This is a genomic window from Lachnospiraceae bacterium JLR.KK002 (genome assembly GCA_036941025.1).
In the GTDB taxonomy this organism is placed as follows: Bacteria; Bacillota; Clostridia; order Lachnospirales; family Lachnospiraceae; genus Petralouisia.
On sequence record JAYMNP010000001.1, the window covers coordinates 768,297 to 790,076 of the forward strand.

The 21,780-nt window shown below is 44.4% G+C and carries 23 protein-coding genes; 21 read left to right on the forward strand and 2 right to left on the reverse strand.

The genetic code is table 11. The features are described 5' to 3' along the window. Window position 1: 1 nt before the first annotated feature. The 8 genes from VSQ32_03750 to VSQ32_03785 all read left to right on the forward strand — a co-directional run bounded on the left by VSQ32_03750 (window position 2) and on the right by VSQ32_03785 (window position 5,975). Complete coding sequence (locus VSQ32_03750) at window positions 2–157, forward strand: hypothetical protein (GenBank protein ID MEH2941988.1); 156 nt, start codon at window positions 2–4, stop codon at window positions 155–157. 396 nt (window positions 158–553) lie between these two features. Next, on the forward strand, window positions 554–1,555 hold the full coding sequence (locus VSQ32_03755; GenBank protein ID MEH2941989.1) for a transposase: 1,002 nt from the start codon (window positions 554–556) through the stop codon (window positions 1,553–1,555). Window positions 1,556–2,124: 569 nt separating this feature from the next. Then, on the forward strand, window positions 2,125–2,304 hold the full coding sequence (locus VSQ32_03760) for a hypothetical protein (protein ID MEH2941990.1): 180 nt from the start codon (window positions 2,125–2,127) through the stop codon (window positions 2,302–2,304). Between the two features lie 48 nt (window positions 2,305–2,352). Further along, the gene (locus VSQ32_03765) at window positions 2,353–2,733 is read left to right on the forward strand and encodes a hypothetical protein (GenBank protein MEH2941991.1); all 381 of its coding nucleotides are present in this window, start codon (window positions 2,353–2,355) and stop codon (window positions 2,731–2,733) included. Continuing rightward, complete coding sequence (locus VSQ32_03770) at window positions 2,730–3,251, forward strand: macro domain-containing protein (GenBank protein ID MEH2941992.1); 522 nt, start codon at window positions 2,730–2,732, stop codon at window positions 3,249–3,251. Before VSQ32_03765 ends, VSQ32_03770 begins: the two co-directional genes overlap by 4 nt. After that, window positions 3,248–3,586 (forward strand): macro domain-containing protein, encoded by a 339-nt coding sequence (locus tag VSQ32_03775; protein MEH2941993.1) that lies wholly within the window; start codon window positions 3,248–3,250, stop codon window positions 3,584–3,586. The genes VSQ32_03770 and VSQ32_03775 overlap by 4 nt, the downstream gene beginning before the upstream one ends. Before the next feature lie 884 nt (window positions 3,587–4,470). After that, window positions 4,471–5,145 (forward strand): DUF5680 domain-containing protein, encoded by a 675-nt coding sequence (locus tag VSQ32_03780; protein MEH2941994.1) that lies wholly within the window; start codon window positions 4,471–4,473, stop codon window positions 5,143–5,145. Then, entirely contained in the window at window positions 5,142–5,975 is an 834-nt protein-coding gene (locus VSQ32_03785) for a radical SAM protein (GenBank protein ID MEH2941995.1), read from the forward strand. The genes VSQ32_03780 and VSQ32_03785 overlap by 4 nt, the downstream gene beginning before the upstream one ends. A gap of 283 nt (window positions 5,976–6,258) precedes the next feature. On the opposite strand, the gene istB is transcribed toward VSQ32_03785, so the two are convergent. Beyond that, window positions 6,259–7,035, reverse strand: coding sequence for an IS21-like element helper ATPase IstB (gene istB, locus VSQ32_03790; protein MEH2941996.1), 777 nt, complete (start codon window positions 7,033–7,035; stop codon window positions 6,259–6,261). After that, window positions 7,032–8,588: an IS21 family transposase gene (istA, locus tag VSQ32_03795; GenBank protein ID MEH2941997.1), complete on the reverse strand. Its 1,557-nt coding sequence runs from the start codon at window positions 8,586–8,588 to the stop codon at window positions 7,032–7,034. The genes istB and istA overlap by 4 nt, the downstream gene beginning before the upstream one ends. A gap of 326 nt (window positions 8,589–8,914) precedes the next feature. Between istA and VSQ32_03800 the strand changes: the two genes are divergently transcribed. The 13 genes from VSQ32_03800 to VSQ32_03860 all read left to right on the forward strand — a co-directional run bounded on the left by VSQ32_03800 (window position 8,915) and on the right by VSQ32_03860 (window position 21,754). After that, on the forward strand, window positions 8,915–10,078 hold the full coding sequence (locus VSQ32_03800; protein ID MEH2941998.1) for an IS630 family transposase: 1,164 nt from the start codon (window positions 8,915–8,917) through the stop codon (window positions 10,076–10,078). A gap of 131 nt (window positions 10,079–10,209) precedes the next feature. Further along, complete coding sequence (locus VSQ32_03805; GenBank protein MEH2941999.1) at window positions 10,210–10,791, forward strand: helix-turn-helix domain-containing protein; 582 nt, start codon at window positions 10,210–10,212, stop codon at window positions 10,789–10,791. Between the two features lie 73 nt (window positions 10,792–10,864). Continuing rightward, a complete protein-coding gene (locus VSQ32_03810) occupies window positions 10,865–11,449 on the forward strand; it encodes a transposase (protein ID MEH2942000.1) in 585 nt (194 codons plus the stop codon). An 8-nt stretch (window positions 11,450–11,457) separates the two neighbouring features. After that, a complete protein-coding gene (locus VSQ32_03815) occupies window positions 11,458–11,943 on the forward strand; it encodes a CatB-related O-acetyltransferase (protein MEH2942001.1) in 486 nt (161 codons plus the stop codon). Between the two features lie 458 nt (window positions 11,944–12,401). Next, entirely contained in the window at window positions 12,402–12,905 is a 504-nt protein-coding gene (locus VSQ32_03820; GenBank protein ID MEH2942002.1) for an NAD(P)H-dependent oxidoreductase subunit E, read from the forward strand. Then, window positions 12,895–14,784, forward strand: a complete 1,890-nt coding sequence (locus VSQ32_03825) for an NADH-quinone oxidoreductase subunit NuoF (protein ID MEH2942003.1) — start codon at window positions 12,895–12,897, stop codon at window positions 14,782–14,784. Before VSQ32_03820 ends, VSQ32_03825 begins: the two co-directional genes overlap by 11 nt. A gap of 13 nt (window positions 14,785–14,797) precedes the next feature. After that, window positions 14,798–16,495 (forward strand): [FeFe] hydrogenase, group A, encoded by a 1,698-nt coding sequence (locus tag VSQ32_03830; protein ID MEH2942004.1) that lies wholly within the window; start codon window positions 14,798–14,800, stop codon window positions 16,493–16,495. A gap of 90 nt (window positions 16,496–16,585) precedes the next feature. After that, entirely contained in the window at window positions 16,586–17,323 is a 738-nt protein-coding gene (locus tag VSQ32_03835; GenBank protein MEH2942005.1) for a LytTR family DNA-binding domain-containing protein, read from the forward strand. Between the two features lie 205 nt (window positions 17,324–17,528). Further along, complete coding sequence (locus VSQ32_03840; protein ID MEH2942006.1) at window positions 17,529–17,723, forward strand: hypothetical protein; 195 nt, start codon at window positions 17,529–17,531, stop codon at window positions 17,721–17,723. Between the two features lie 41 nt (window positions 17,724–17,764). After that, the gene (locus tag VSQ32_03845) at window positions 17,765–18,346 is read left to right on the forward strand and encodes a VOC family protein (protein ID MEH2942007.1); all 582 of its coding nucleotides are present in this window, start codon (window positions 17,765–17,767) and stop codon (window positions 18,344–18,346) included. Window positions 18,347–18,732: 386 nt separating this feature from the next. After that, on the forward strand, window positions 18,733–19,494 hold the full coding sequence (locus VSQ32_03850) for an EFR1 family ferrodoxin (protein ID MEH2942008.1): 762 nt from the start codon (window positions 18,733–18,735) through the stop codon (window positions 19,492–19,494). A gap of 90 nt (window positions 19,495–19,584) precedes the next feature. Next, window positions 19,585–20,307 carry a LytTR family DNA-binding domain-containing protein gene (locus tag VSQ32_03855; protein MEH2942009.1) on the forward strand — a complete coding sequence of 241 codons (723 nt, stop codon included), beginning with the start codon at window positions 19,585–19,587 and terminating at the stop codon, window positions 20,305–20,307. 331 nt (window positions 20,308–20,638) lie between these two features. Further along, window positions 20,639–21,754, forward strand: a complete 1,116-nt coding sequence (locus VSQ32_03860) for a DUF3089 domain-containing protein (GenBank protein ID MEH2942010.1) — start codon at window positions 20,639–20,641, stop codon at window positions 21,752–21,754. The last annotated feature ends 26 nt before the right edge of the window (window positions 21,755–21,780 follow it).

The window sequence follows — 21,780 nt, forward strand, 5'->3', positions numbered from 1 at the left end:
AATGAAGCTGTACCGGACGGCGGTATATGCAAGGCTGTCCGTGGAGGACAGCAAGAACCCTGACTGTGACACCATTGAGAACCAATTATCATTAGTAAGGAATTATGTGGAGAGCAAGCCATACCTCAGACAGACGGCGGAGTACATAGAAATGTAAACCGCTTAATTGATACAAAGGGAATGAACAGAATATCGGGAAAACCGCTGAAAACAAGGGGTTCCGGCACATTGGCTGTTGCTGGAATCCCTTGTTTGATTTTGGGGCTGTGCCAGGGCAGCATGGGAGCGGCGGTTACGGACGGCCACAGTGGTCACAAGTCTGACCCCTCTGTGGCTGTTTTGACCCCTGCGGCAAAAGGTCTGACCCCTATGGCTGTGAATATGACCCCTGTGGTTCACGGTTTTGACCCCTCCCCTTGTCCAGTGTGACCCCTCAGAACGTTATCGAAGAAGCTCAGATACGCTTGAAAAAAAGTAGATGCTTTAGTATAATGGAACCATGGCAGAAACGGGAATCTGATGGGATGTCTGCCATTCATGAGAAAGGCGGTAGATGCCATTGAGAGCAGATACAATCACAAAGGATTATGTAAAAGATGCAGGCGTGTTTGCCGATATTTTTAATTACTATATTTACGGTGGGCGGCAGGTGATCCTGCCGGAGCAGCTCACGGAGCGTGATTCCACGAAGATAGCGCTGCCATACGGTGCGGACGACGCAGTGGTTCCCGTCCAGAAATTCCGTGATGTGCAGAAGCTGTATGCGGCAATGACGGATGGGAAGATGGAATATGTCCTTTACGGCGCGGAGAACCAGGCTGAAATCCATTATGCTATGCCTGTGAAGAACAATCTCTATGATGCGCTGGAATACGCAGGGCAGGTAGAAGAGGCGGCAAAGTCGCACCGGAAAGAAATGAAGCGGAAAAAAGAGGAGGGGGAGGCGTCTGCTGAAGAAGGCGGGAAAACACCAAGTGCAGGTGAATTCTTAAGTGGCTTCTGGGTGGAGGACAGACTGATACCTTCCATCACGGTGACTATATTTTTCGGCTCGGAAGAGTGGGATGGGCCGTTAAGCCTGTTTGAGATGATGGATGTGTCAGATCCGGATGTGCTTGCCTGCATGGACAATTACCATGTGCGGCTGATCGCACCGGCGCAGATGACGGACGAGGAGATTATGAAATTCCAGTCCAGCCTGCGGGAAGTTATGCTATTCATCAAATATTCGAAGGACAAGGAAAATCTAAGCAGGGTGCTGGTGACCAATGAAAAGCGTTTCCGGGAGTTGGAGCGCAGAGCGGCTGATGTGATTGAAACAATTACAAATTCGGGAATAAAATATGATGAAAGTGAAGAGGTGGTCGATGTGTGTCAGGCAATACGAGAAATTCGGATGGAAGAGCGGAAAATTGGTGAGCAGGACGGCGAATTGAAAAAGGCCAGAGAAGCGGCAGAAAACTTGCATGAAATGGGACTTGATACGGATAAGATAGCTCAGGCGGTTGGCTATGCTGTGGAGACGGTAAAAGGATGGCTTGGGATTGAATCATAATGCGAGGGTGTGTGCTGATATCCCTGAACAATATTTAACAGCGGCACAGGCGGCAATCTTGAATTGATGCCATAGGATTTTGGGTACTAACAGGCAAAAGTGTTGAAGAATGGATTAAAATCAAGGGATTTATGGTTTGGTGGGGTTCATCACAGTGGGTGGTGGCCCCATTTTTTGGCGTTTAGTATGCCGCTGATAGGATGGCGATTGGGGCAAAATTATACTATCACGCAAAAGTCGGGGTTTCCGTGATAGTATAAGAGTTTCCGTGTTTGTTTGGAGTTTCGCCTGTTTGTAGAAAAATGCTGTTGAAATAAGAAATTTTTTCAAAAATATTTGATGGTATTAGTGACTTCAAGGATGGAATATCGATATGGGTGGGTGAAATGGAGTTTAACGTTAAAACAGAATACTGATGGGGGAGTGCGTTTTCTTATTAGGTTTATATGTAAAATTTTTGCAATGAATACTTGTAATATTTGGAAATCTGTGATATATTATTGTTAGCACTCGATATTAACGAGTGCTAACAACACGGATTATGTTACATATAGGAAGGATAGAAAATTATGAGCAAACAAGTCTATATCAGTGCTGACTATGACCAGCTTTATGGTGATCGTAATGTTGTTGAAGAACTAAATAAATGGGGAAGTGATAGTCTCCATAAAGTAGATTTCATTGATATGTCGAAAGTTTCATCTGGAACTGTGGCAAACGGCGATGATTGTCGAATTTGTGATTTATAGGCGGAATTTAATAGACAGATTAATGCTTCATCGGCTGTGATTTTTGTTGTGGGTAATCAGACAGGTTCTCGCACAGCAGGCAGCGGCTGTGAGCGTAGCTCTAAAGAACAATGGCAATGCTCCTGCACGCCGTATAAACAAAATGCTAATGGTATTAAACTATGCAAGGGTCCCAGCGTTTCAACACCTGGCGAGAATGATGATTATGGAAACATAAATAAATGTTCATATCTTCGTCATGAATTTGAACAAGCCAAAAAGAAGAAAAATACAATCATAATTGTTTATAATTCCACACGTAAGGAATCAAACTGGCTTCCTTCATATATGAATGGTTACGAAGACATTGCGAGACCATTTTGGAAAATTGATGATAATGGAAAGAAAGTTGGAGATTACGCATACATAAAGGAGGCACTTGGATTTTGATTGGCTTTATCCTAAAAAGCGTAGCGATGGCATTTGGTATCGCCACAGGTATATTTACTTTTGTGCCAGAGGCGTTTTTTGGAAAATACGAATGGGTAACGCACACGACCCTTGAACAATATAAATGGTTTGCTTTTTGCGACGCTCAAGATATTAACATAATAATTTCACGACTTGTATGCTTTCTGCTTGTATGGATTGGAACATCGTTGTTATATGGAGCATTCCTGAAATTTCGAAGATGGACTACAATTAAAGGTCAGAATTATTCAATCAAAATTGAATATGGGAATATACTTAAAAGGAGGAAGTGCAAGAGAGTAATTAGTTTTGATGAGTGTTTTACAACACAAGTAGGAAATGCAACAGCAGATATTAATCCAAATTCTATATGTGGACAGTATTTATCCTTACATCCGAATTTAGATGTCCAACAGTTGATTGAAACAGCTCAAATAACACCGCACGAAGTAAATCAAAGTATCAGCATAAGACTCGGTATGACTCAGGAACGATAGTTCCGAATGGCGATGACTTATTGATGGCATTTGCCAAGTTAGATGAAAGGGGTAAGGGGCGATTCTTTTCTCGAGATGAATATATCAAGTGCTTGGATTTACTGTGGAAGGAATTAGAGAATTACTATTCTGAAAAAGATGTATGTGTACCAATATTAGGAGCCGGAACAACATCATTTGATGGCGGGAGCGGAGCCTCCATTTCACAGCAAGATTTACTTAACATGATGATTTGGTCATATAAATTAAGTTCTCATAAAATAAAGGCTCCATATAAATTGCGTATTGTATGTAAAAAGAATAGTGATTTTTCCATCAATAATATAGATGGGTAGTCACAGGAATTATAAAAGAAATTTATGAAAAAAGAAGGATATGATAATAGTACAGTAAATTTGGGTTTTGCGTATTACTATTTGATGTAAATGACTCAAGTTAAGCGATTGGAATATGTCCTGATTTGAGAGCAATAACTCTGGCACTTAATGGTGTCTCCTTCCCAGGCAGATACAGACACAGAAAGCCGACAAAGCCCGTAAATACAGCACTTTCGGCACTACATAGCTTTCAGAGTTACATTATTTTCGTGTGTTTTTAAGGGCGTTTTTATATTTGTGAGGGTACGAACTTTTGTTCTGTAGTTCTTTTGCCTGATAGTATATACTCGTAGGCAAAACTCGGTTATTATCACGGAAACTCGGATACTCGCAGGCAAAACTCGATACTATCACGCAAAAGTCGATACTCGCAGGCAAAACCCATATACAAACACGGAAACTGCCTGTATTATCACGGAAACAGGATGGGAGTTTTCGTGATAGTATAAGGGTTTCCGTGATAATATACAGAGTTTCCGTGTTTGTATATGAAAAAGTGATAAAAGATGAATGAGCAAATGACAATACAAGGAAAGGGCTGTTTCGGCAGTCCTTTTTCTCATGTCTTAGGATTTCACAATTCATTTCTTTATATTTCAAATTTTAAAGATATTTTTATAGCGGTTCAGAAAATAATAACTTGGAAAGTGGGGGAATCAGAGGTAATATGCTTACACGGCGGTTCCTGTTTGTGCCGTCTTGCAGGGCATCCGTCCCTTTCAATTTAGAGAGAGTGAAGAATTGTTTTTTGGAAAGCAACCAACAGTTGCCGGATTGGAACGTATAGGTGGATTGATTATGGAAAAACGCTCAAGTATAATGAATGCCTGGAGGATGTCAGAATGGAATTTAAAGAAAAATTGCAGTTGCTAAGAACAAATATGAAACTGTCACAGGAAGAACTTGCTAACAGGCTGGATATATCAAGACAGTCTATAACAAAATGGGAGAATGGACAGTCTTTTCCGGATATTCAGAACCTTATACAGCTTAGTGAGATTTTTAAAGTCTCCATAGACAGGCTTGTGAAGGAAAATGATATCTGTACGATCAGTCTTTTTTGTGAACAGAAATATCCTATGCAGGATATCAGGATTTTTTTGGTCAGGGCAAAAAATAACACATATATCACAGGTGAAAATGAAATCATGCCGTCACAGCCTGGTTCCCACGATTTCCGTTATGAAGATGGTGATTACCTGTATATGGATACTTACCTTGGCGGGCAGAAATTCATAGGCGGGGAACGAGTCTGGATAAGGAATCATGCAGTGTGGGCTATGAATTATTACGGGGAGAGCCTGGATGAGAATTTTGATATTATATTTTTGAAAGAAGCGCTTTCCCATGTGTCGGTTTCCATGCCGTTCCGAGGGCCGGAATTCTATCAGAAAGGCGATTATATGTACCAGTGCCAGGTGCAGGGTGATTTTGAATGTTTTTCAGGAGAGGAACGGATATATTGCAGGCAGAAAAAGGTATATGCCTGTATGTTCCACGGAGGGACTATCTTATGAACATGGTAGAAAAAGAAGTAGTAGTAAAAGATCTGGTTACAAAATCAAATCTTCCGGCAAGCGATTATGTGATAAACCCTTATGTAGGCTGCCCTCATGGGTGCAGGTACTGTTATGCCTGTTTTATGAAGCGGTTTACGAATCATGGTGAGGCATGGGGGAGTTTTATTGACATTAAGCGGTGCGACAAGCCGATAAGCAAAAGGAAACTGCAGGGGAAGTCTGTTTTCCTGTCATCTGTAACGGACTGCTACAATCCATTTGAGGAAAAGTACCGTAATACACGGAAGATACTGGAGCAGCTAATTTCCATAAATTGCGAACTGAATATTTCAACAAAATCCCATCTGATTTTGAGGGATATTGATTTATTGAAACAGTGTAATAATTTGAAAGTCTCGGTATCAGTCAATACATTGGATGAGCAGTTTAAAAATGATATGGATCATGCCAGCAGCATCATGAAACGGCTGGAAACACTGGAAACATTGCATCAAAATGGCATATACACTGTTTTGTTTATGTCCCCTATTTTTCCGGGCATAACGGATTATAAGGAAATAATAGTAAAGACACAAAGATATGTGGATGAATACTGGTTTGAAAATCTGAACCTGCGGGGGAGCTATAAGCAGGATATCCTTGGCTATATAAAAAGTGCCTGCCCACAATTAGTGGAATTATATGATGAAATATATGTAAAAGGGAACATGAGGTTCTGGAATGATCTTGCTGTTGAGATTGAGGGATATTGTGCTGCACATTCAATAAAACATATCAATTATTTTTATCATAAGGAGTTGGTAGAAGCCAAGTTGAGGACAAAGTAACCAGGTAGTGACCGCCGATATGGACTTATTCTCTATATACGGCGGTCTATTGTTTATGCGGTCGGTCTGCAGGATATGCCGAAAAGCGATGGACTGACAGAAGCCTGTGCCCGATTTCCAATTCTGCAAAACGATTTCCGATTCTGCAACGGCAATTGAAAACTGTTCTGAATCCATCCACAATATAATTTGGGTTGGTTTGCCCTCTTAGGGGTGAATATTACGGTGTGGCGAGAGCCACCTGTCCGGACTAACGGAGCCACCCCGTTTCTTTGTTAATTAGTTACTTTGCCATTGCCGGATCCAGACCATATACCTCTCTCATAGAAAGGTCTTTGGCCGGATCAATACTTTCAATGTCAATCTTATAAGAATCATACGATATACGATCCATAATAGCATCTGCAAGGGTGCTCTCACCACCGCAGATTTGCTGATACCACTCACTTTCGCGAAACTGGGAACAAAAGATGGTTGAAGATTTCTTACGTCTTTTATGTATCAGTTCAAAAAGGTTTCTGGCTTCTGCTTCTGTCAGTTTAAGAAGCAACCACTCATCAATGATCAGCAATACTGGCTTGGTATATTTTTTCAAGACAACCGAAAAAGTCCCGTTGTCTCTGGCAGCCTGTAAGTCCAGTAATAAATCAGGAAGGCGTACATACCGTACGGTATAATAGTGCTTGCATGCTTCCATGCCAAAAGCACAGGCCATGTAAGTTTTACCGCTTCCGGTTGCTCCGGTAATGAAGATGTTCCGGTATTCTGTGATGTATTCACAGGTTGCCAGGCGGCTGATTAATGCTTTGTTCAGTTTTCGACCGGAATGGTAATCAGTTGCTGCAATGCTGGCATCCGGCTGCTCAAACTCAGCCTGTCGGATCAGTCTTTTCAGACGATTGTTTTTACGGTTGCTGTACTCGACATCAACAGGCATGCCGAAACGATCCTCGAACGGTACTTCCTTCATTGTGGCATCATCCATCTGGATGCGGAATGCATCTGCCATAGCGGTCAGGCGCATTTCAATAAGTTTATCGATCGTACTTTGATTTGTCATGAACGTTTACCTCCATAGTATCTGGCTCCTCTTGTGATGCCGTGTGGTTTTGGGGCTGCTTGAGATTCCTTTGATTCATCCGATATGGCAGCAGGAGAATCTTTCATTGTAGCCAATAGATTTTTGATACTTTTATAACTGGGTTTACCAGAATAGGAAAGCGCCCTGGTGCAGACCTGTTCCAGCCTTTCTGGCGAATATTTCTCTGCCAGTTTCAACAATCCCATACAACTTCTATAGGATTGCTGTTCAACCCTACCGGAGGTAAGTATTGCATCGACAACCTTACTTGTGTTAATTCCAATCGAATCAGCCCATTTGCGGAACCGGTTACCATTCCACTCCAGATATTCCTGGTGCTCCTGTGGCATATGTTCTATCACAGTAGAATACTGACCGCTTCTTCCATGAAGCCGTCGGTGGGAGGCAATCCGATTGTGATTATAAAATATTTCGACCGTTGTATCTGTTATACGCACATCAACCTTATTTTTGATATACTGATAAGGCACGGAGTAGTACATCTTGTCTACTGCGATGTGATAGTTAAACTGGACAGTGGCTTGTTTCCATTCAGCCAGTTCAAAAGGTGTAGCAGGCAACGACGCCAGTAATGGCATTTCTTCCCCAAGAAATAAACTGAGCCTGCTACATTCCTTTTTCTGGAATTTACGAGCATTATAGGCATCCGGTTTTTCTCGGATAGAATCATTCAATTCGGTAAGAGAGAAAAACTGTTCATTACGAAGGGCTGCAGTTATCCAAGTGGATATTTTCCCTACAGATCCTTCTACATCTGGTTTATCCTTGGGTTTCCGGACTCTGGCCGGAATGATGGCAGGATTATAATGTTCTGCCATCTCGTGATAAGTTGTGTTTAATGCAGTGGTATACCAGTCACTCTTTTCATGATTTACCGCTGTTGTGCAGTTATCTGAGACGAGCATCGGTGTAACACCACCAAAGAAATCAAACATCTGGACATGAGCTTTGATCCAGCTGCCTGTTTTCTCATTCATGTATGCTTTTACAAAAGTGTATTGACTGTAAGTTAATACACCTACAAATATCCATGCATTTGTGATTTCTCCAGTATCTGGATCAATGATGTGGGCGGGATCACCTGCCCAGTCAACTTCAATCTGTTCACCTGGTTTTCCCGGGATATGCATGGTAGCCCTGCGTTTTTCTTCATCCTTTTGGATGTAGTAGCAGAACCGGGAATACATCAGAGGTTCTTCGCCGTTCATACGGCATTCCTCACAGTATTCTACCCAGAGAAGCTTTTTATTGACTCCATTCCGTAGAAGTTCTTTACGGATGTAGTCAAAGTCAGGCATACGTTTATTCGTTGCTGACTTATCTTTAGGGAACATCAGCTCCTCTGGTGTGCTGTCGGTCATGTCAAAATCCAGCGGCCATGAAAGATTTATTTCCGCTGCTTTTTTCAGAACCTTGGCGACTGTGTTTCTGGACACACCACAACTCTGTGCGATGTTCCGCTCACTGAATCCTAAGCTTTTCAAACGTAGGATTTCACGATATTTGGTCATAATTACGACCTCCTTTATCTGTATTCACACCAACGGTGTGTATCTACAGTATAAAGGAAATATATGTAATAGAGCCTTTATTGTGGCTCTGAATTACCGGAATATGTGGCTCCCATTCTCCGGAATGGTGGCTCTCAAAGTCCGGACAGGTGGCTCAGAGAACCCCGGAATAATCATTAGGGGGAAACTTTAGTTTATATGACAATTTGACGAAATACTATAAAATACGACAGGAAGGAGGGTGCTAGTATATCATAAATTAAGTTGTTGATAGTTTCGGTATCTGGTATAATAGACTTAATAAATATAATTTATGGAGGCTGATTATGCCAGCGTTATCTTATAGCATTACAATATCAGATGAAGAACGTGATTACCTAAAATCATTGATAAAAGCCAGAACTATCCAGGCGCAGGTTGTTGACCGTGCCCGAATATTGCTATGGAAATCCGAAGCCAGGACAGACAAGGCTATCGCAGACGGCCTGGGCATTAGTGTGAATACCGTCCGGCGCTGTATTGACCGTTATCTTAACAATGGAATTAACCTTGCCATATTTGATGACGAGCGTTCCGGCAGACCAGTTGAGATTACTGACGATGCAAAAGCATGGATTGTCAGTATAGCCTGCCAAAAACCCTGTGACCCTGGCTATGCTGCAGAATTATGGACACTGGCTGCGTTGCACAGACATATACAGGCATATGCTGAAGAAGCCGGCTATCCACGCTTAAAGACAGTTACCAAACCATGGCTCCAAAAATATCTCAAAAAGATGGATATAAAACCATTCAGGATCAAGTATTATCTTGAACGGAAAGACCCTGATTTTGAGAATAAGATGCATGACGTCCTCCTGGTCTATAAGCAGGTCGAGATGCAGTTTGGCATTGATGGGAATATCATCATACCGGAAAACGGGCATTTGACACATACTGTTTCATATGATGAAAAACCCGGCATCCAGGCTGTTGCCAACAAATATCCCGACCATACCCCGACAGAGGAAAAAGGTTATGTCCGCCGGGATTATGAGTATGTGCGGCTTGGGACGCTGTCACTGCTTGCAGGTATTGACCTTTTGACAGGGGAGGCAATTCCATTGGTCAGCCAGACACACAAAAGTTCTGATTTTATCGAGTTTCTAAAGATTCTTGATGTAAAATACCCGGAGGGTGACACAATACGGCTGATACTGGACAACCACTCAGCCCATACTTCAAAGGAAACCCAACAGTTTCTTGCAACGTTACCCGAAGGCCGTTTTTTGTTTGTATTTACCCCGACACACACTTCATGGCTGAATATGATTGAAAGCTTTTTCAGCAAAATGACAAAGCAGATGTTAAAAGGCATCCGCGTCAATTCAAAGGAGGAACTGTCGGAGCGGATATACCGCTACTTCGATGAGATCAATGCCGATCCAATCGTTTATCATTGGACATATAAAATGGATGAAATTAATCCCGATGAAGCAGCAACTATTTAAACTATCAACAATTTAATATTCGCTATACTAGTACAATGTTTCTTTGATAACCATATACTTTTTTCTTCCATTTTTTTATAAAATATGCAATAATATCTTAACAGGAATTGGTTCAAATTGGAGGGAATATTATGCGTGGTTTTCAAGCTGCTTCTTTTACTTTGTCTGATAAGGCAGAAACAATATTAAAAAATTTCAGCACCAGCTATTCCCTGCCATCATGTATTGTGACCCGATCCAAAATTATATTGATGGCCGCGGAGGAGAAAAACAATACCCAGATCGCAGAAGCGCTTGGAACCACCTATTCGACTGTCAGCATATGGCGGAATCGTTTTTATAACAACATAGACCTTATTGCCCAGACGGAGGAGTATGACGGACCGGATGGTGATAAAAAGCTGTCTGATGTCATAAAGTCTGTGCTTTCAGATAAACAAAGACCCGGAAAAGAGCCTGTATTCACCCCGGAACAGATCATGCTCATCAATGAACTGGCGTGTAAAAACCCAAAAGACTTTGGCTGTGAGCTGAGCTGCTGGAATCTTGCATCCCTTGCGAAAGAAGCTGTCAGGCAGGGTATCGTGGGATCCATTTCTGTCGCAAGTGTACAGAGGTTCCTTAAATTTGCGGGTATCGCACCATGGAAAAACCGTTACTGGCTCAACTCCCCGGAAAGGCACGATAACCCGGAATCCTTTAAAAAAAATTGAAACAATCTGCGGCATCTATCTTCAGGCTTCGGAACTTGCTGAATGCGGTACGGAAGTATATTCCACGGATGAAATGACCGGGATCCAGGCATTGGAGCGCAAATATCCGGACAAGCCGGTACGCCCGGGCAGCCCGGCGCTGCATGAGTTTGAATACATCCGTCATGGCACTATAAGTCTGATCACATTCCTGCGTGTTGCAGATGGCAGGATCCAGTCACCGTATCTGAACAGCACACGAAATGAGGAAGATTTCTGCAATGCTGTGGGGCAGCTTATATCAGAGGATGCAGATAAAAACTATATCATTATCTGTGATGGTCTTAATACCCATAAATCCGAAGGACCTGTAAAGTTGGTTGCACAGAAATGTTCCATTACGGTTGATCCTGGTATTAAGGGAAAGAAAGGCATACTGGAGAGCATGAAAAGCAGGGAAACTTTCCTTATGGATGAAAGCCACAGGATTCGTTTTGTATATACGCCGAAGCACAGTTCCTGGGTGAACCAGATAGAAATCTGGTTTGGTATCATCAATCGGAAGCTTTTGAAAAAAGGCAGCTATAAATCCGTAGAGGAAATGGCTCAAAGCATCCTTAATTTTATTAAACAATACAATTTAACAGCCAAAGCATTTAACTGGAAATATGCTGGTTAAAAACAGCCTTGATAGTATATGAGCATCAAAAAAACGCTGTACTAGATCAGTTACAAATTGGTAAGTTCTGTTCTGTTGCCTGTGGAGCAAAGTTTTTGTTTACCAGTGCAAATCATATAATGTCTTCAATTTCAACATATCCATTTCCAATATTTTTTGAGGAATGGGAGTTGGATATAAAGGAGATTACAGGTGCATGGGATAACAAAGGCGATATTGTAATCGGCAATGATGTCTGGATTGGCTTTGAAGCGGTTATTTTATCTGGTGTCACGATTGGTGATGGAGCGATTATTGGTACACGGGCAGTTGTTACAAAAGATGTACCGCCTTATACGGTTGTCGGAGGTGTTCCTGCAAAGCCGATACGAAAACGGTTTTCGGACGATGTGATTTCTGAATTACTGAAACTCCGTTGGTGGGAATGGTCTGAAAACAGAATTAAGAAAAATATTGCAGCGATTCAAACAGGCCGAATTGAGGATTTGGAATAACTGGTAACCTTTGTGCGGAAATAATAATGAAAGGAATCCCGCAACACCAGAATTGACACACAGGAAAACCGCTAAAATGCGTGGAAATAAGTTTTTCACGGTTTTGCGGTTTTATTTTCTTACAGAAAATACCGTGCCACTGTGAAGTGCTAAAGTATATGGCTTTCCTGTAAGATAAAGCCCTCCGGGTGGGATGCGCACTCGTGCAAGAGATATTAGTCGCTAACGCAACTGCACTCGGCGCAGTAAAATGTGTAGGCCAATTCCCCATAAATGGGGCAGGGGATCCCCTGTGGGCCTGCCCACTTTGTTCCACTAAAATTGTACAACCGGAAAAATATGACAAAAAACAATGGAAAAACAGGAAGAATTCTGTACAAAGTGATTGAGTTAATTATTTAACAATGTTATACTGTTAATGAAACAGACAAATCCGGATTTGACAAGGAGGAGAAGGATTGGAAACAAAGGATCAAAAGGTACTGGATGAGATTCTGGAATCTCATGATTACAACCAGACAGCGGTGATCGCCATAATGCAGGATATTCAGAAGGTGTACCGCTATCTGCCGGAAGAAATGCTCTGCTATATTGCAAAAAAATTGCATTTAAGCGAGGCGAAAGTGTATGGGGTGGCTACTTTTTACGAGAATTTTTCACTGGAGCCAAAAGGAAAATATGTAATCAAAATCTGTGACGGGACTGCCTGCCATGTGCGCCAGTCTACCGCTATTTTAAATGAAATCCGCAGCCTGCTGGGGGTTACGGAAGCAAAACCTACCACAGATGATATGATGTTTACCGTCGAGACAGTATCCTGCCTGGGAGCCTGCGGGCTTGCCCCGGTGTGTACGGTAAATGATGTGGTACATCCTGCCATGACCCCGGAAAAAGCAAGGGAATTGATTAAAGAACTGAAAGAAGGCGCAGTGGCCGGAGAGGAGGCTGCAGATGAGAATTAATACGAGAGAAGAACTGGAAGCCAGAAGAAAAGAGTATGCAGCTTCTTTAAAAACCCAGAAAAAGCAGATTTTAATCTGTGCCGGAACCGGATGTGTGGCCGGCGGTTCTCTGAACATTTATGCAAGGCTGCAGGAAATCATGATGGAGCGGGGAATCAAATGTGCCCTGAAGCTGGAGAAAGAACCCCATGACGAAAGTGTGGGCCTGAAAAAATCCGGCTGTCACGGGTTCTGCGAGATGGGGCCTCTGCTCCGTATTGAGCCGGCAGGCCTTTTGTACATCAGGGTAAAAGTAGAAGACTGTGAAGAAATTATCGAGGAGAGCATTGTAAACGACCGTGTGATTGACCGTCTGGTTTACCATGACCAGGAAGGAAAATCCTATGAGAAGCAGGAAGATATTCCCTTCTACAAACAGCAGACCCGTGTGGCTCTGGAAGACTGCGGGCGTATCAATGCAGAATCCATCAAGGAATACATAGCAGTGGGCGGTTACAGCGCAGTGGCAAAAGCATTGTTTGATATGACGCCTCAGCAGCTTGTGGACGAAGTGTCCGAGGCTTCCCTGCGGGGCCGGGGCGGCGGTGGCTTCCCCACGGGACGGAAATGGTCTCAGGTTCTTGCTCAGAAAGAAGAAGTGAAATATGTGGTCTGCAACGGTGACGAGGGAGATCCGGGAGCCTTTATGGACCGTAGTATGATGGAGGGAGATCCCCATCGTGTGATTGAAGGTATGCTGATTGCCGGAATTGCTACGGGCGCCCATTACGGATATATTTACGTACGTGCGGAATATCCGCTGGCGGTAGAACGTCTTCAGACCGCTATCAGTAAGGCAGAAGAAAAAGGGTTGCTGGGCAAAAATATCCTGAATTCCGGCTTTGACTTTGAGTTAAAAATCAGCCAGGGCGCAGGGGCCTTTGTCTGCGGAGAAGGTTCTGCTCTGACAGCTTCCATTGAAGGAAACCGGGGTATGCCCAGGGTAAAACCGCCCCGTACCGTGGAAAAGGGATTATTTGAAAAGCCTACGGTTCTGAACAACGTGGAGACATACTGCAATGTTCCGCCCATTATCAACAAAGGCGCTGCCTGGTACAAAACCATAGGGCCCGATAAAAGCCACGGAACAAAGGCATTTGCCCTCACAGGAAATGTTATGAACACAGGCCTGATTGAAGTTCCCATGGGAACCACTCTGCGGGAAGTGATTTTTGACATCGGCGGCGGCGTCAAAGGCGGCGAGTTTAAAGCAGTTCAGATCGGCGGGCCTTCCGGCGGATGTCTCTGCATTAACCCCACGGAAGATCATCTGGATTTGCACCTGGATTTTGATTCCCTGAAAAAAGTAGGCGCCATGATTGGAAGCGGCGGGCTTGTGGTGATGAATGATAAGAGCTGTATGGTGGAAGTGGCAAGGTTTTTCATGAACTTTACCCAGAATGAATCCTGCGGCAAATGTATTCCCTGCCGGGAAGGCACCAAGCGGATGCTGGAGCTGTTAAACGATATCTGCGAAGGCCGGGGAACCATGAAGCATATCACGTTGCTGGAAGAACTGGCGGAAACCATTTCCGCAACGGCACTCTGCGGCCTTGGAAAAACAGCGGCTTCTCCTGTGGTAAGCACCATGAAATATTTCCGGGAAGAATACCTTGCCCATGTGGTGGATAAGAAATGCCCTGCCGGACAGTGTAAGGCGCTGGTAAACTTCCAGATTGACCCGGAACTCTGCAAGGGCTGCAGCAAATGTGCAAGAGTATGTCCCGTGGGAGCAATTTCGGGTGAAATTAAGAAACCGTTTACCATTGATACGACGAAATGTATTAAGTGTGGAGCCTGCCGGGACGGCTGTAATTTCCACGCGGTAAAAGAAGTGTAGGAGGGTGGCTGACATGGAAAAATATATGATAATTGATGGGGAGCGCGTAGCGTTTACCGATGAAAAAAACATTCTTGCAGTCATTCGGAAAGCAGGGATTATCTTACCGACCTTTTGTTATTATTCGGATTTATCCATTTACGGAGCGTGCCGGATGTGTGTGGTCGAAGACCAGTGGGGCGGCATTATTGCCTCCTGTTCCACACCGCCGAAACACGGAATGGAAATCCGTACCAATACGCCCCAGCTTTACTATCACAGAAAACGTATTCTGGAGCTGCTGTTAGCGGCACATTGCCGGGACTGCACCACCTGTGAGAAAAATGGAAAATGCAAGCTGCAGGAGCTGGCAACCAGGTTTGGAATACCTGGGGTGCGGTTTGAAAACACCAATCCCATCCGGTCCATTGACACATCCTCCAAAGCAATTGTGCGCAATCCCAACAAATGTATTCTCTGCGGCGACTGCGTGCGCGTCTGCAGTGAAATCCAGCATGTGGGAGCAATTGATTTTGCTCACCGGGGTTCCAAAATGGAAATTTCCACTGCATTCGGCAGGGATATTGCAGATACCAACTGTGTGAACTGCGGACAGTGTGCGGCGGTATGTCCCACCGGAGCCATTACCATCAAACGGGACAGCCACGACGTATGGGAAGCAATTCACAATCCCGATAAACGGGTGGTAGTCCAGATTGCTCCGGCAGTCCGGGTGGCAATCGGAGAAGCCTATGGCTATGAACCGGGAGAAAATACCATTGGCAAGCTGGTGGCTTCTCTGCGGAAATTGGGCGTGGACGCTATTTTCGATACTTCCGTTGGAGCAGACTTAACCATTATGGAAGAGTCCCAGGAGCTGATAGAAGCACTGGAGGAAAAAGACCGGAACTATCCCCTCTTTACTTCCTGCTGTCCCGGATGGATTCGGTTTGTGGAGACACAGTACCCTCATCTGATGAAATATGTGTCCACCTCCAAATCACCCATGGAAATGTTCGGAGCGGTGGTGAAGGAATATTATAAGAAACAGGATAAAAAAGAAGGAAAAGAAACGGTATCCGTGGCAGTTATGCCATGTACAGCCAAGAAATTCGAGGCTTCCAGAGAAGAATTTAAACGGAACGGTATTCCCGATGTGGATTATGTGCTCACTTCCGAGGAAGTGATTGTGATGCTGCAGGAAATCGGAATCCGGTTTGACCGTCTGGAGCCGGAAGCCTATGATATGCCCTTTTCCATTTATTCCGGCTCCGGCGTAATTTTCGGAGCTACCGGCGGCGTTACGGAAGCGGCAGTGCGCCGGGTGGTGGAAGACAAAAGCCCGAAGGCATTGAAAGAAATTGAATTTATCGGTCTGCGCGGCATGGAAGGCGTTAAAGTATGCGAACTGCCTCTGGGCGAACGCACGGTGCGTATCGGCGTTGTCAGCGGCCTTGGCAATGCGGATAATCTGCTGCAGAAAATAGAGAGCGGAGAAGAACATTTTGACTTTGTGGAAGTGATGGCATGTCCGGGCGGATGTGTGGCCGGTGCAGGACAGCCCTTTGCCCGTTCCACTGAGAAACGTATGCGTGCCGAAGGCCTTTATAAGAACGATAAGGCAATGCAGATTAAACGAAGCGAAGAAAATCCGGTGGTGGAAACACTCTACAGCGATTTACTGAAGAACCGGGAGCATGAACTGCTGCATGTTCATTACATACAGGAATAGCGAAAGAGTAAGAAACGTGGCAGGGCGTATCGGAACAGGATGCGCCCTGCTTAGCGCATAAAAATATAATAAAATAATGAAAAGCTGGTGATGAAAATGCTGTTGTTCCGGGTGGCAGTCTGTGATGATATACAGAGGGAACTGGAAAAAATTTCAGAGGCTCTCGGCGCTTATGCCAGGGCCCATCCTGAAATCTGTTTTGAGCTGGATGAATATCATTCGGCACTGGATATTTTAAATGCTGTGGAAAAAGAAAAAATTTATGATATTGTTCTTCTTGATATCTGTATGCCCGGTATTCCCGGTACAGACGTAGCGAAGGAACTGCTTGCAAAGAGCCCGGATACCAGTGTTATTTTTCTGACAATGAGTGATGAATATGCGGTAACTGCATTTGCAATGAACGCTACTCATTATCTGCTGAAGCCATTTACACAGAGACAGTTTTCCGAAGCCCTTGACCGCGCGGTGGCGAAAATGCCGGAGGAAGCGATGATTTCTTTTGCCTGTGTGGATGGCCTGTACCGTGTACGTATCAGTGAGATTATCTTCCTGGAATCTCAGGGCCACTATTTCCTTGTACATCTTTCCGGCAGGGAGACGCTGCGTCAGCGTGGAAAGATAACGCAGGTGTATGAGGAACTGGGCAAATACCCTGAGTTTATTCGGGTTGGAGCTTCCTACATTGCAAATCTCATGTTTGTACGGAGGGTTTCAGAGGGTACCCTGGAGATGTCAGATGGAAAAATCCCTGTTCCGAGAAGGAGCAGACGGGAAGTGCGGAGAGCATATATGGATTTCTTCTGCAGGCAGGAGACACGGAATTGAATGAATTTCCCGTATTTGCAAAATGTTTCTTACAGTCTTTTACCAGATATGCCAGAAAAACGGCCAAATATGAAAAAAACCACTGTTTCAGTGGTTTTTTTGTTATCTTACAGAAAGTACCTTTTCATGCGGAAGTATTTAGATGAAAGTATTTACTGTAAGATAAAATTATGCCATTTGCGAAAAAGGAAGGAAAGGAAAAATTATGAACAACTGTGACAATAGCAGGCCCTGCCCCTGTACCTTTGATTGTCCGAATCATGGGAAGTGCTGTGCCTGTGTCGCGCATCACCGGGATCATGAGGAAGGGGTTCCTGCATGTTTTTTTTCAAAAGAAGCAGAGGCTACCTATGACAGAAGCATAGAGAATCTGGCGAGAGATCATGGGTTGTTGAAATAAAAAACAAGGTTTGCCAGAGCAGACAGACGAGGAGGATTACAATGGAAAAACCAAAGTTTACAGGATTATCACATGTATGTATTTTTGTGGATGATGTGGAACAGGCATTTGCATATTACGAAAGGATTTTGGGTGCAGTTGCAAATCAGTATATTCCCCACTGGAAGAATAAGGGATTTTTTCAGGCAGGAGGATTTATCAGAGAAGCAGAGGAGGGCGACGTTTCCATCGGTTTTATGGATGTGCCGGGAACCCGTCTGACGCTGGAACTCATGTGTTACCACAAACCGGAGGGAAGGAAAGAGCCGATTATATTTGCAGCAAATGATATCAGCGGAGCAAGGCACGTGGCGCTGAAAATAACGAATATCGAAGAAGCCTTTGAATATATAAAGGCGCAGCCTGATGTTACGCTTATCAATACAACGCAGGAATATAAGGTATATCAGATCAGCAAAACAGAGCCTTCTGAGTTTGTCTTTTTTGATCAGGCGAAAGAGCGTGATGCGCAGGCGAAACAGAAGGCGGCGGATATTCTGGGAAATACAAAATATTTTTACTTTATTGATAAATATGGCCTGCAGTGGGAATTTGAGCAGGGCCATACGGATATTGGGGACTGAGGAGGAACCTTATATTCCAACTGTAAATTCTGAAAGAGAAGAACTGTTAATGCGATGGGTGTTAGCAGTTCTTTTTTATCTGACAGGAAATACCGTGTCACTGTGAAGTACTAAAGTATATGGATTTCCTATAAGATAAAGCCCTCCGGGCGGGATGCGCAGCTTGCGGAGAGGAAATCTATTGCTGCGCAATCCGCTCGCGCGCGGCGGGCAGGGGGAAGATGGTTCTTCCCCTGCTCTATTCTTACAGTAAATACTGTGTCACGCTAATGCATAAAAGTATCTTTTTTGTAGAATAAAAATTGCTTGTCCATCCTGGAATCCTCCGGTATAATAAAATAATACGGATACGGAGCAGGCTACGAAAGGAAAAAGAGGAGATACATATGTTTCATACCGCAGAGTTTTATTATTTCAGTCCCACAGGAGGAACGAAACAGGCGGGAGAGCTGTTCTGCACGGGAATTGCAGAGCAGGTGGAGGCTGTAAATCTGGGCAGCAGAGAACAGGAAGTAAAGCAGCCTGAGGGGAATCTGGCAGTGATTGCAGTACCGGTATACGGCGGCAGAATTCCGGCAATAGCTGCAAAGAAACTGGCAGCGCTGGAGGGAAATGGAAAGCAGGCAGTTACATTGGCTGTTTACGGGACACGGGCTTATGAGGACGCCCTTCTGGAGCTGAATCAGATCATGGAGCAGAGGGGATTTCAGGTGATTGGCTCGGCGGCTCTGGTGGCCCGGCATTCTATCGTGCCGGAAGTGGGAGAAGGCAGGCCGGATGAGCAGGACAGAAAAGAAATTCTGGAATTTGCGGAAAAGGTACTGAAAAAAATGAAGGAATGCCCGGAAGGTTCCGTAAAAGTTCCGGGAAATTATCCTTATAAGAAGGAGATGACCGTTGCCGCCACGCCGGTTTCTTCGGATTCCTGTAACCAGTGCGGCAAATGCAGCGCTGTCTGTCCCACGGGTGCGGTGCGGATAGAAGCAGGCAGGACAGTCACAGAGCTGAAAGACTGTATTTTATGTATGGCCTGTGTTTGCAATTGTCCGGAGCATGTCCGCGTGCTGCCGCCATCCATGCAGGAAGCCATGGAGCAGAAGCTGGGGCCGTTGAAATCTGTGCGCAGGGAGCCGGAATATTTCCTGTGAAATTCTGTCAGGCACCCTGGACGATATCCGGAAAAAGGGGTATTATAATACATAAGCGGCATCATTTGGATTTACGGAGGATATGGGAAATTGTATCTGATAGGAATATGTGACGATGAAGAAAAGGAACTGGACCGGATTGAAGCATTTCTGGCAGAGTATGGGGAAACGGGGCAGGCAGTGGAATACAAAACCGAACGGTTTACGGACGGAGAAGCATTGCTGAAGAGAATCAGGGAAGGAAACAGTGTGCCGGATTTGCTGCTTCTGGATATTTTCATGTCCGAAAAAAACGGAATAGAAGTGGCTGAGGAACTGCGGCGTCTGGAACTGAATTTACCTATTGTGTTTCTGACTACTTCAACGGAACATGCGCTGGAGGCTTATGGTGTGGATGCAGTTCAGTATCTTGTGAAACCTCTGGAACAGCGGCAGTTTTTTCACGCCATGGATACTGCTGTCCGGCAGATTTTCCGTGACAGAGAGCAGCAGATTATGGTGAAGGTCAATGGGGGAATCCGCAGGATACAGCCGGAGGAGATCATTTACTGTGAATCACAGAAAAACTATCAGATTCTGTATCTGACCGGGGGAAAATGCAAAGTACGCATGACAGCCGGAAAGCTCTGGGAGCTGCTGAAAGAATTCCCCCGGTTTGGCAGGTGCGGCCGCTCCTATATTCTGAATATGGAGCATATTTCTCAGGTAGAGCGGGAAAAGATTGTAATGGATAACGAGATGGTTATCTATATTTCACGGAACAGGATAGCGGAGTTTAAGAAAAATTATTTTTCTTATTATTTTAATGTCTGAAATGAGACGGATAAATGCGGAATATCCGTCTGATATACAATAGATTTTCAATGTTTCAGGACATTGTGCAGGCTGTTAAATATCGAAGTTTTACCTGCATGAAGTTCTTTCAGTTCACATGTCAGTTTGCCAGGGTATTTTTTGTCCCTGAACAGTCATGAAATATCCCATCTTATAGAATTCCGATTTTGGAAATGTTATAGTGATTCTATACTATGCCGGAGTGTGTTTGAAAATATTTTTCAGACGCACTCCGAGTCTGGAATCTCGCGCTTCTGATTGTCCCTGCTGCGGGATTCTGAGCCATTACATCATCAGGAGGTACGCATTTATGAGAAAAAGTATGGAGATTTCCCGCATCCGGAGCAGGATAGCCGTGCTGGCATTCTGCCTTCTGCTCTGCGGCTGTCTGGCCTGCAGCAGTCAGGAAAAACAGCCTGCAGATGCAGGAAAAGAAACGGGAGAGGAATCACAGGAGAAGGCGGATTCCTTTGAAATTACAGATTTGGAAGGGACGCCTTCGGATTATTCAAAAAAAGAAAACTGGATGAAGATTCCGGAAATCACCCATGAGGTAGATACCTTTTATATTTATCCCACCTGTTACCTGGATGATTCAGAAGATGCAAAACCAATCTGCGATATTGACAATCAGAAGGTGCAGGACAGAGCCAGGGATGTTTACGGGAACCAGGGGACGGTTTTTGAGGAATCCACCAATGTGTTTGCTCCATTCTACCGGCAGAGCAATATTTACCGGGTTTCAGGCTTAAGCCATGAAGAACTGGAAGCATATCAGAGGAAGGAACAGCGCACAGACATATATGCCGCTCTGGATTATTATTTCGAGCATTATAACGAAGGCAGGCCCTTTATCATTGCGGGACATTCTCAGGGCTCCATTATGACGAAAATTGTTCTGGGAGAGTATATGCAGGCCCATCCGGAATACTATGAGCGCATGGTGGCGGCATATCCCATCGGATTTTCCATTACCGAAACCTTTCTGGAGGAACACCCTTATCTGAAATTTGCCGAAGGCGCTGACGACACGGGTGTGATTGTATCCTGGAACACGGAAGGGACAGGAAACAAAGGGCAGGATAATCTGGTGGTGGAACCGGGCGCCATAAGTATTAATCCAATTAACTGGAGCCGGGATGATACTTATGCCGGATTTGAGGAGAATCTGGGAAGCCGCATTCTGAATGAGGAAACGGGAGAGTATGAAATTATCCAGGGAATTGCAGACGCGCAGCTGGATACGGAACGGGGCGTGGTCATCTGTACGGCAAAGGATGCGGACTATGCTCCGGCAGAGCTGTTCGGGCCGGAGAGCCTGCATGGCCATGACTATGACTTTTATTACGAAAATCTGCGGGAAAATGTCAGGACGAGGGTGGAAACTTATCTGAAACAGAATCCGGTATCTCCCGAAAAAGAGTAACATTAATCTGACCCGGAAGGAGGAAA

Coding starts and splice junctions, on each gene's coding strand:
- VSQ32_03750 (MEH2941988.1), top strand. CDS start 2: ATGAAGCTGTACCGGACGGCGGTATATGCAAGGCTGTCCGTGGAGGAC.
- VSQ32_03755 (MEH2941989.1), top strand. CDS start 554: ATGCCATTGAGAGCAGATACAATCACAAAGGATTATGTAAAAGATGCA.
- VSQ32_03760 (MEH2941990.1), top strand. CDS start 2,125: ATGAGCAAACAAGTCTATATCAGTGCTGACTATGACCAGCTTTATGGT.
- VSQ32_03780 (MEH2941994.1), top strand. CDS start 4,471: ATGGAATTTAAAGAAAAATTGCAGTTGCTAAGAACAAATATGAAACTG.
- VSQ32_03785 (MEH2941995.1), top strand. CDS start 5,142: ATGAACATGGTAGAAAAAGAAGTAGTAGTAAAAGATCTGGTTACAAAA.
- istB (MEH2941996.1), bottom strand. CDS start 7,035: ATGACAAATCAAAGTACGATCGATAAACTTATTGAAATGCGCCTGACC.
- istA (MEH2941997.1), bottom strand. CDS start 8,588: ATGACCAAATATCGTGAAATCCTACGTTTGAAAAGCTTAGGATTCAGT.
- VSQ32_03800 (MEH2941998.1), top strand. CDS start 8,915: ATGCCAGCGTTATCTTATAGCATTACAATATCAGATGAAGAACGTGAT.
- VSQ32_03805 (MEH2941999.1), top strand. CDS start 10,210: ATGCGTGGTTTTCAAGCTGCTTCTTTTACTTTGTCTGATAAGGCAGAA.
- VSQ32_03810 (MEH2942000.1), top strand. CDS start 10,865: ATGACCGGGATCCAGGCATTGGAGCGCAAATATCCGGACAAGCCGGTA.
- VSQ32_03825 (MEH2942003.1), top strand. CDS start 12,895: ATGAGAATTAATACGAGAGAAGAACTGGAAGCCAGAAGAAAAGAGTAT.
- VSQ32_03830 (MEH2942004.1), top strand. CDS start 14,798: ATGGAAAAATATATGATAATTGATGGGGAGCGCGTAGCGTTTACCGAT.
- VSQ32_03835 (MEH2942005.1), top strand. CDS start 16,586: ATGAAAATGCTGTTGTTCCGGGTGGCAGTCTGTGATGATATACAGAGG.
- VSQ32_03840 (MEH2942006.1), top strand. CDS start 17,529: ATGAACAACTGTGACAATAGCAGGCCCTGCCCCTGTACCTTTGATTGT.
- VSQ32_03845 (MEH2942007.1), top strand. CDS start 17,765: ATGGAAAAACCAAAGTTTACAGGATTATCACATGTATGTATTTTTGTG.
- VSQ32_03850 (MEH2942008.1), top strand. CDS start 18,733: ATGTTTCATACCGCAGAGTTTTATTATTTCAGTCCCACAGGAGGAACG.
- VSQ32_03860 (MEH2942010.1), top strand. CDS start 20,639: ATGAGAAAAAGTATGGAGATTTCCCGCATCCGGAGCAGGATAGCCGTG.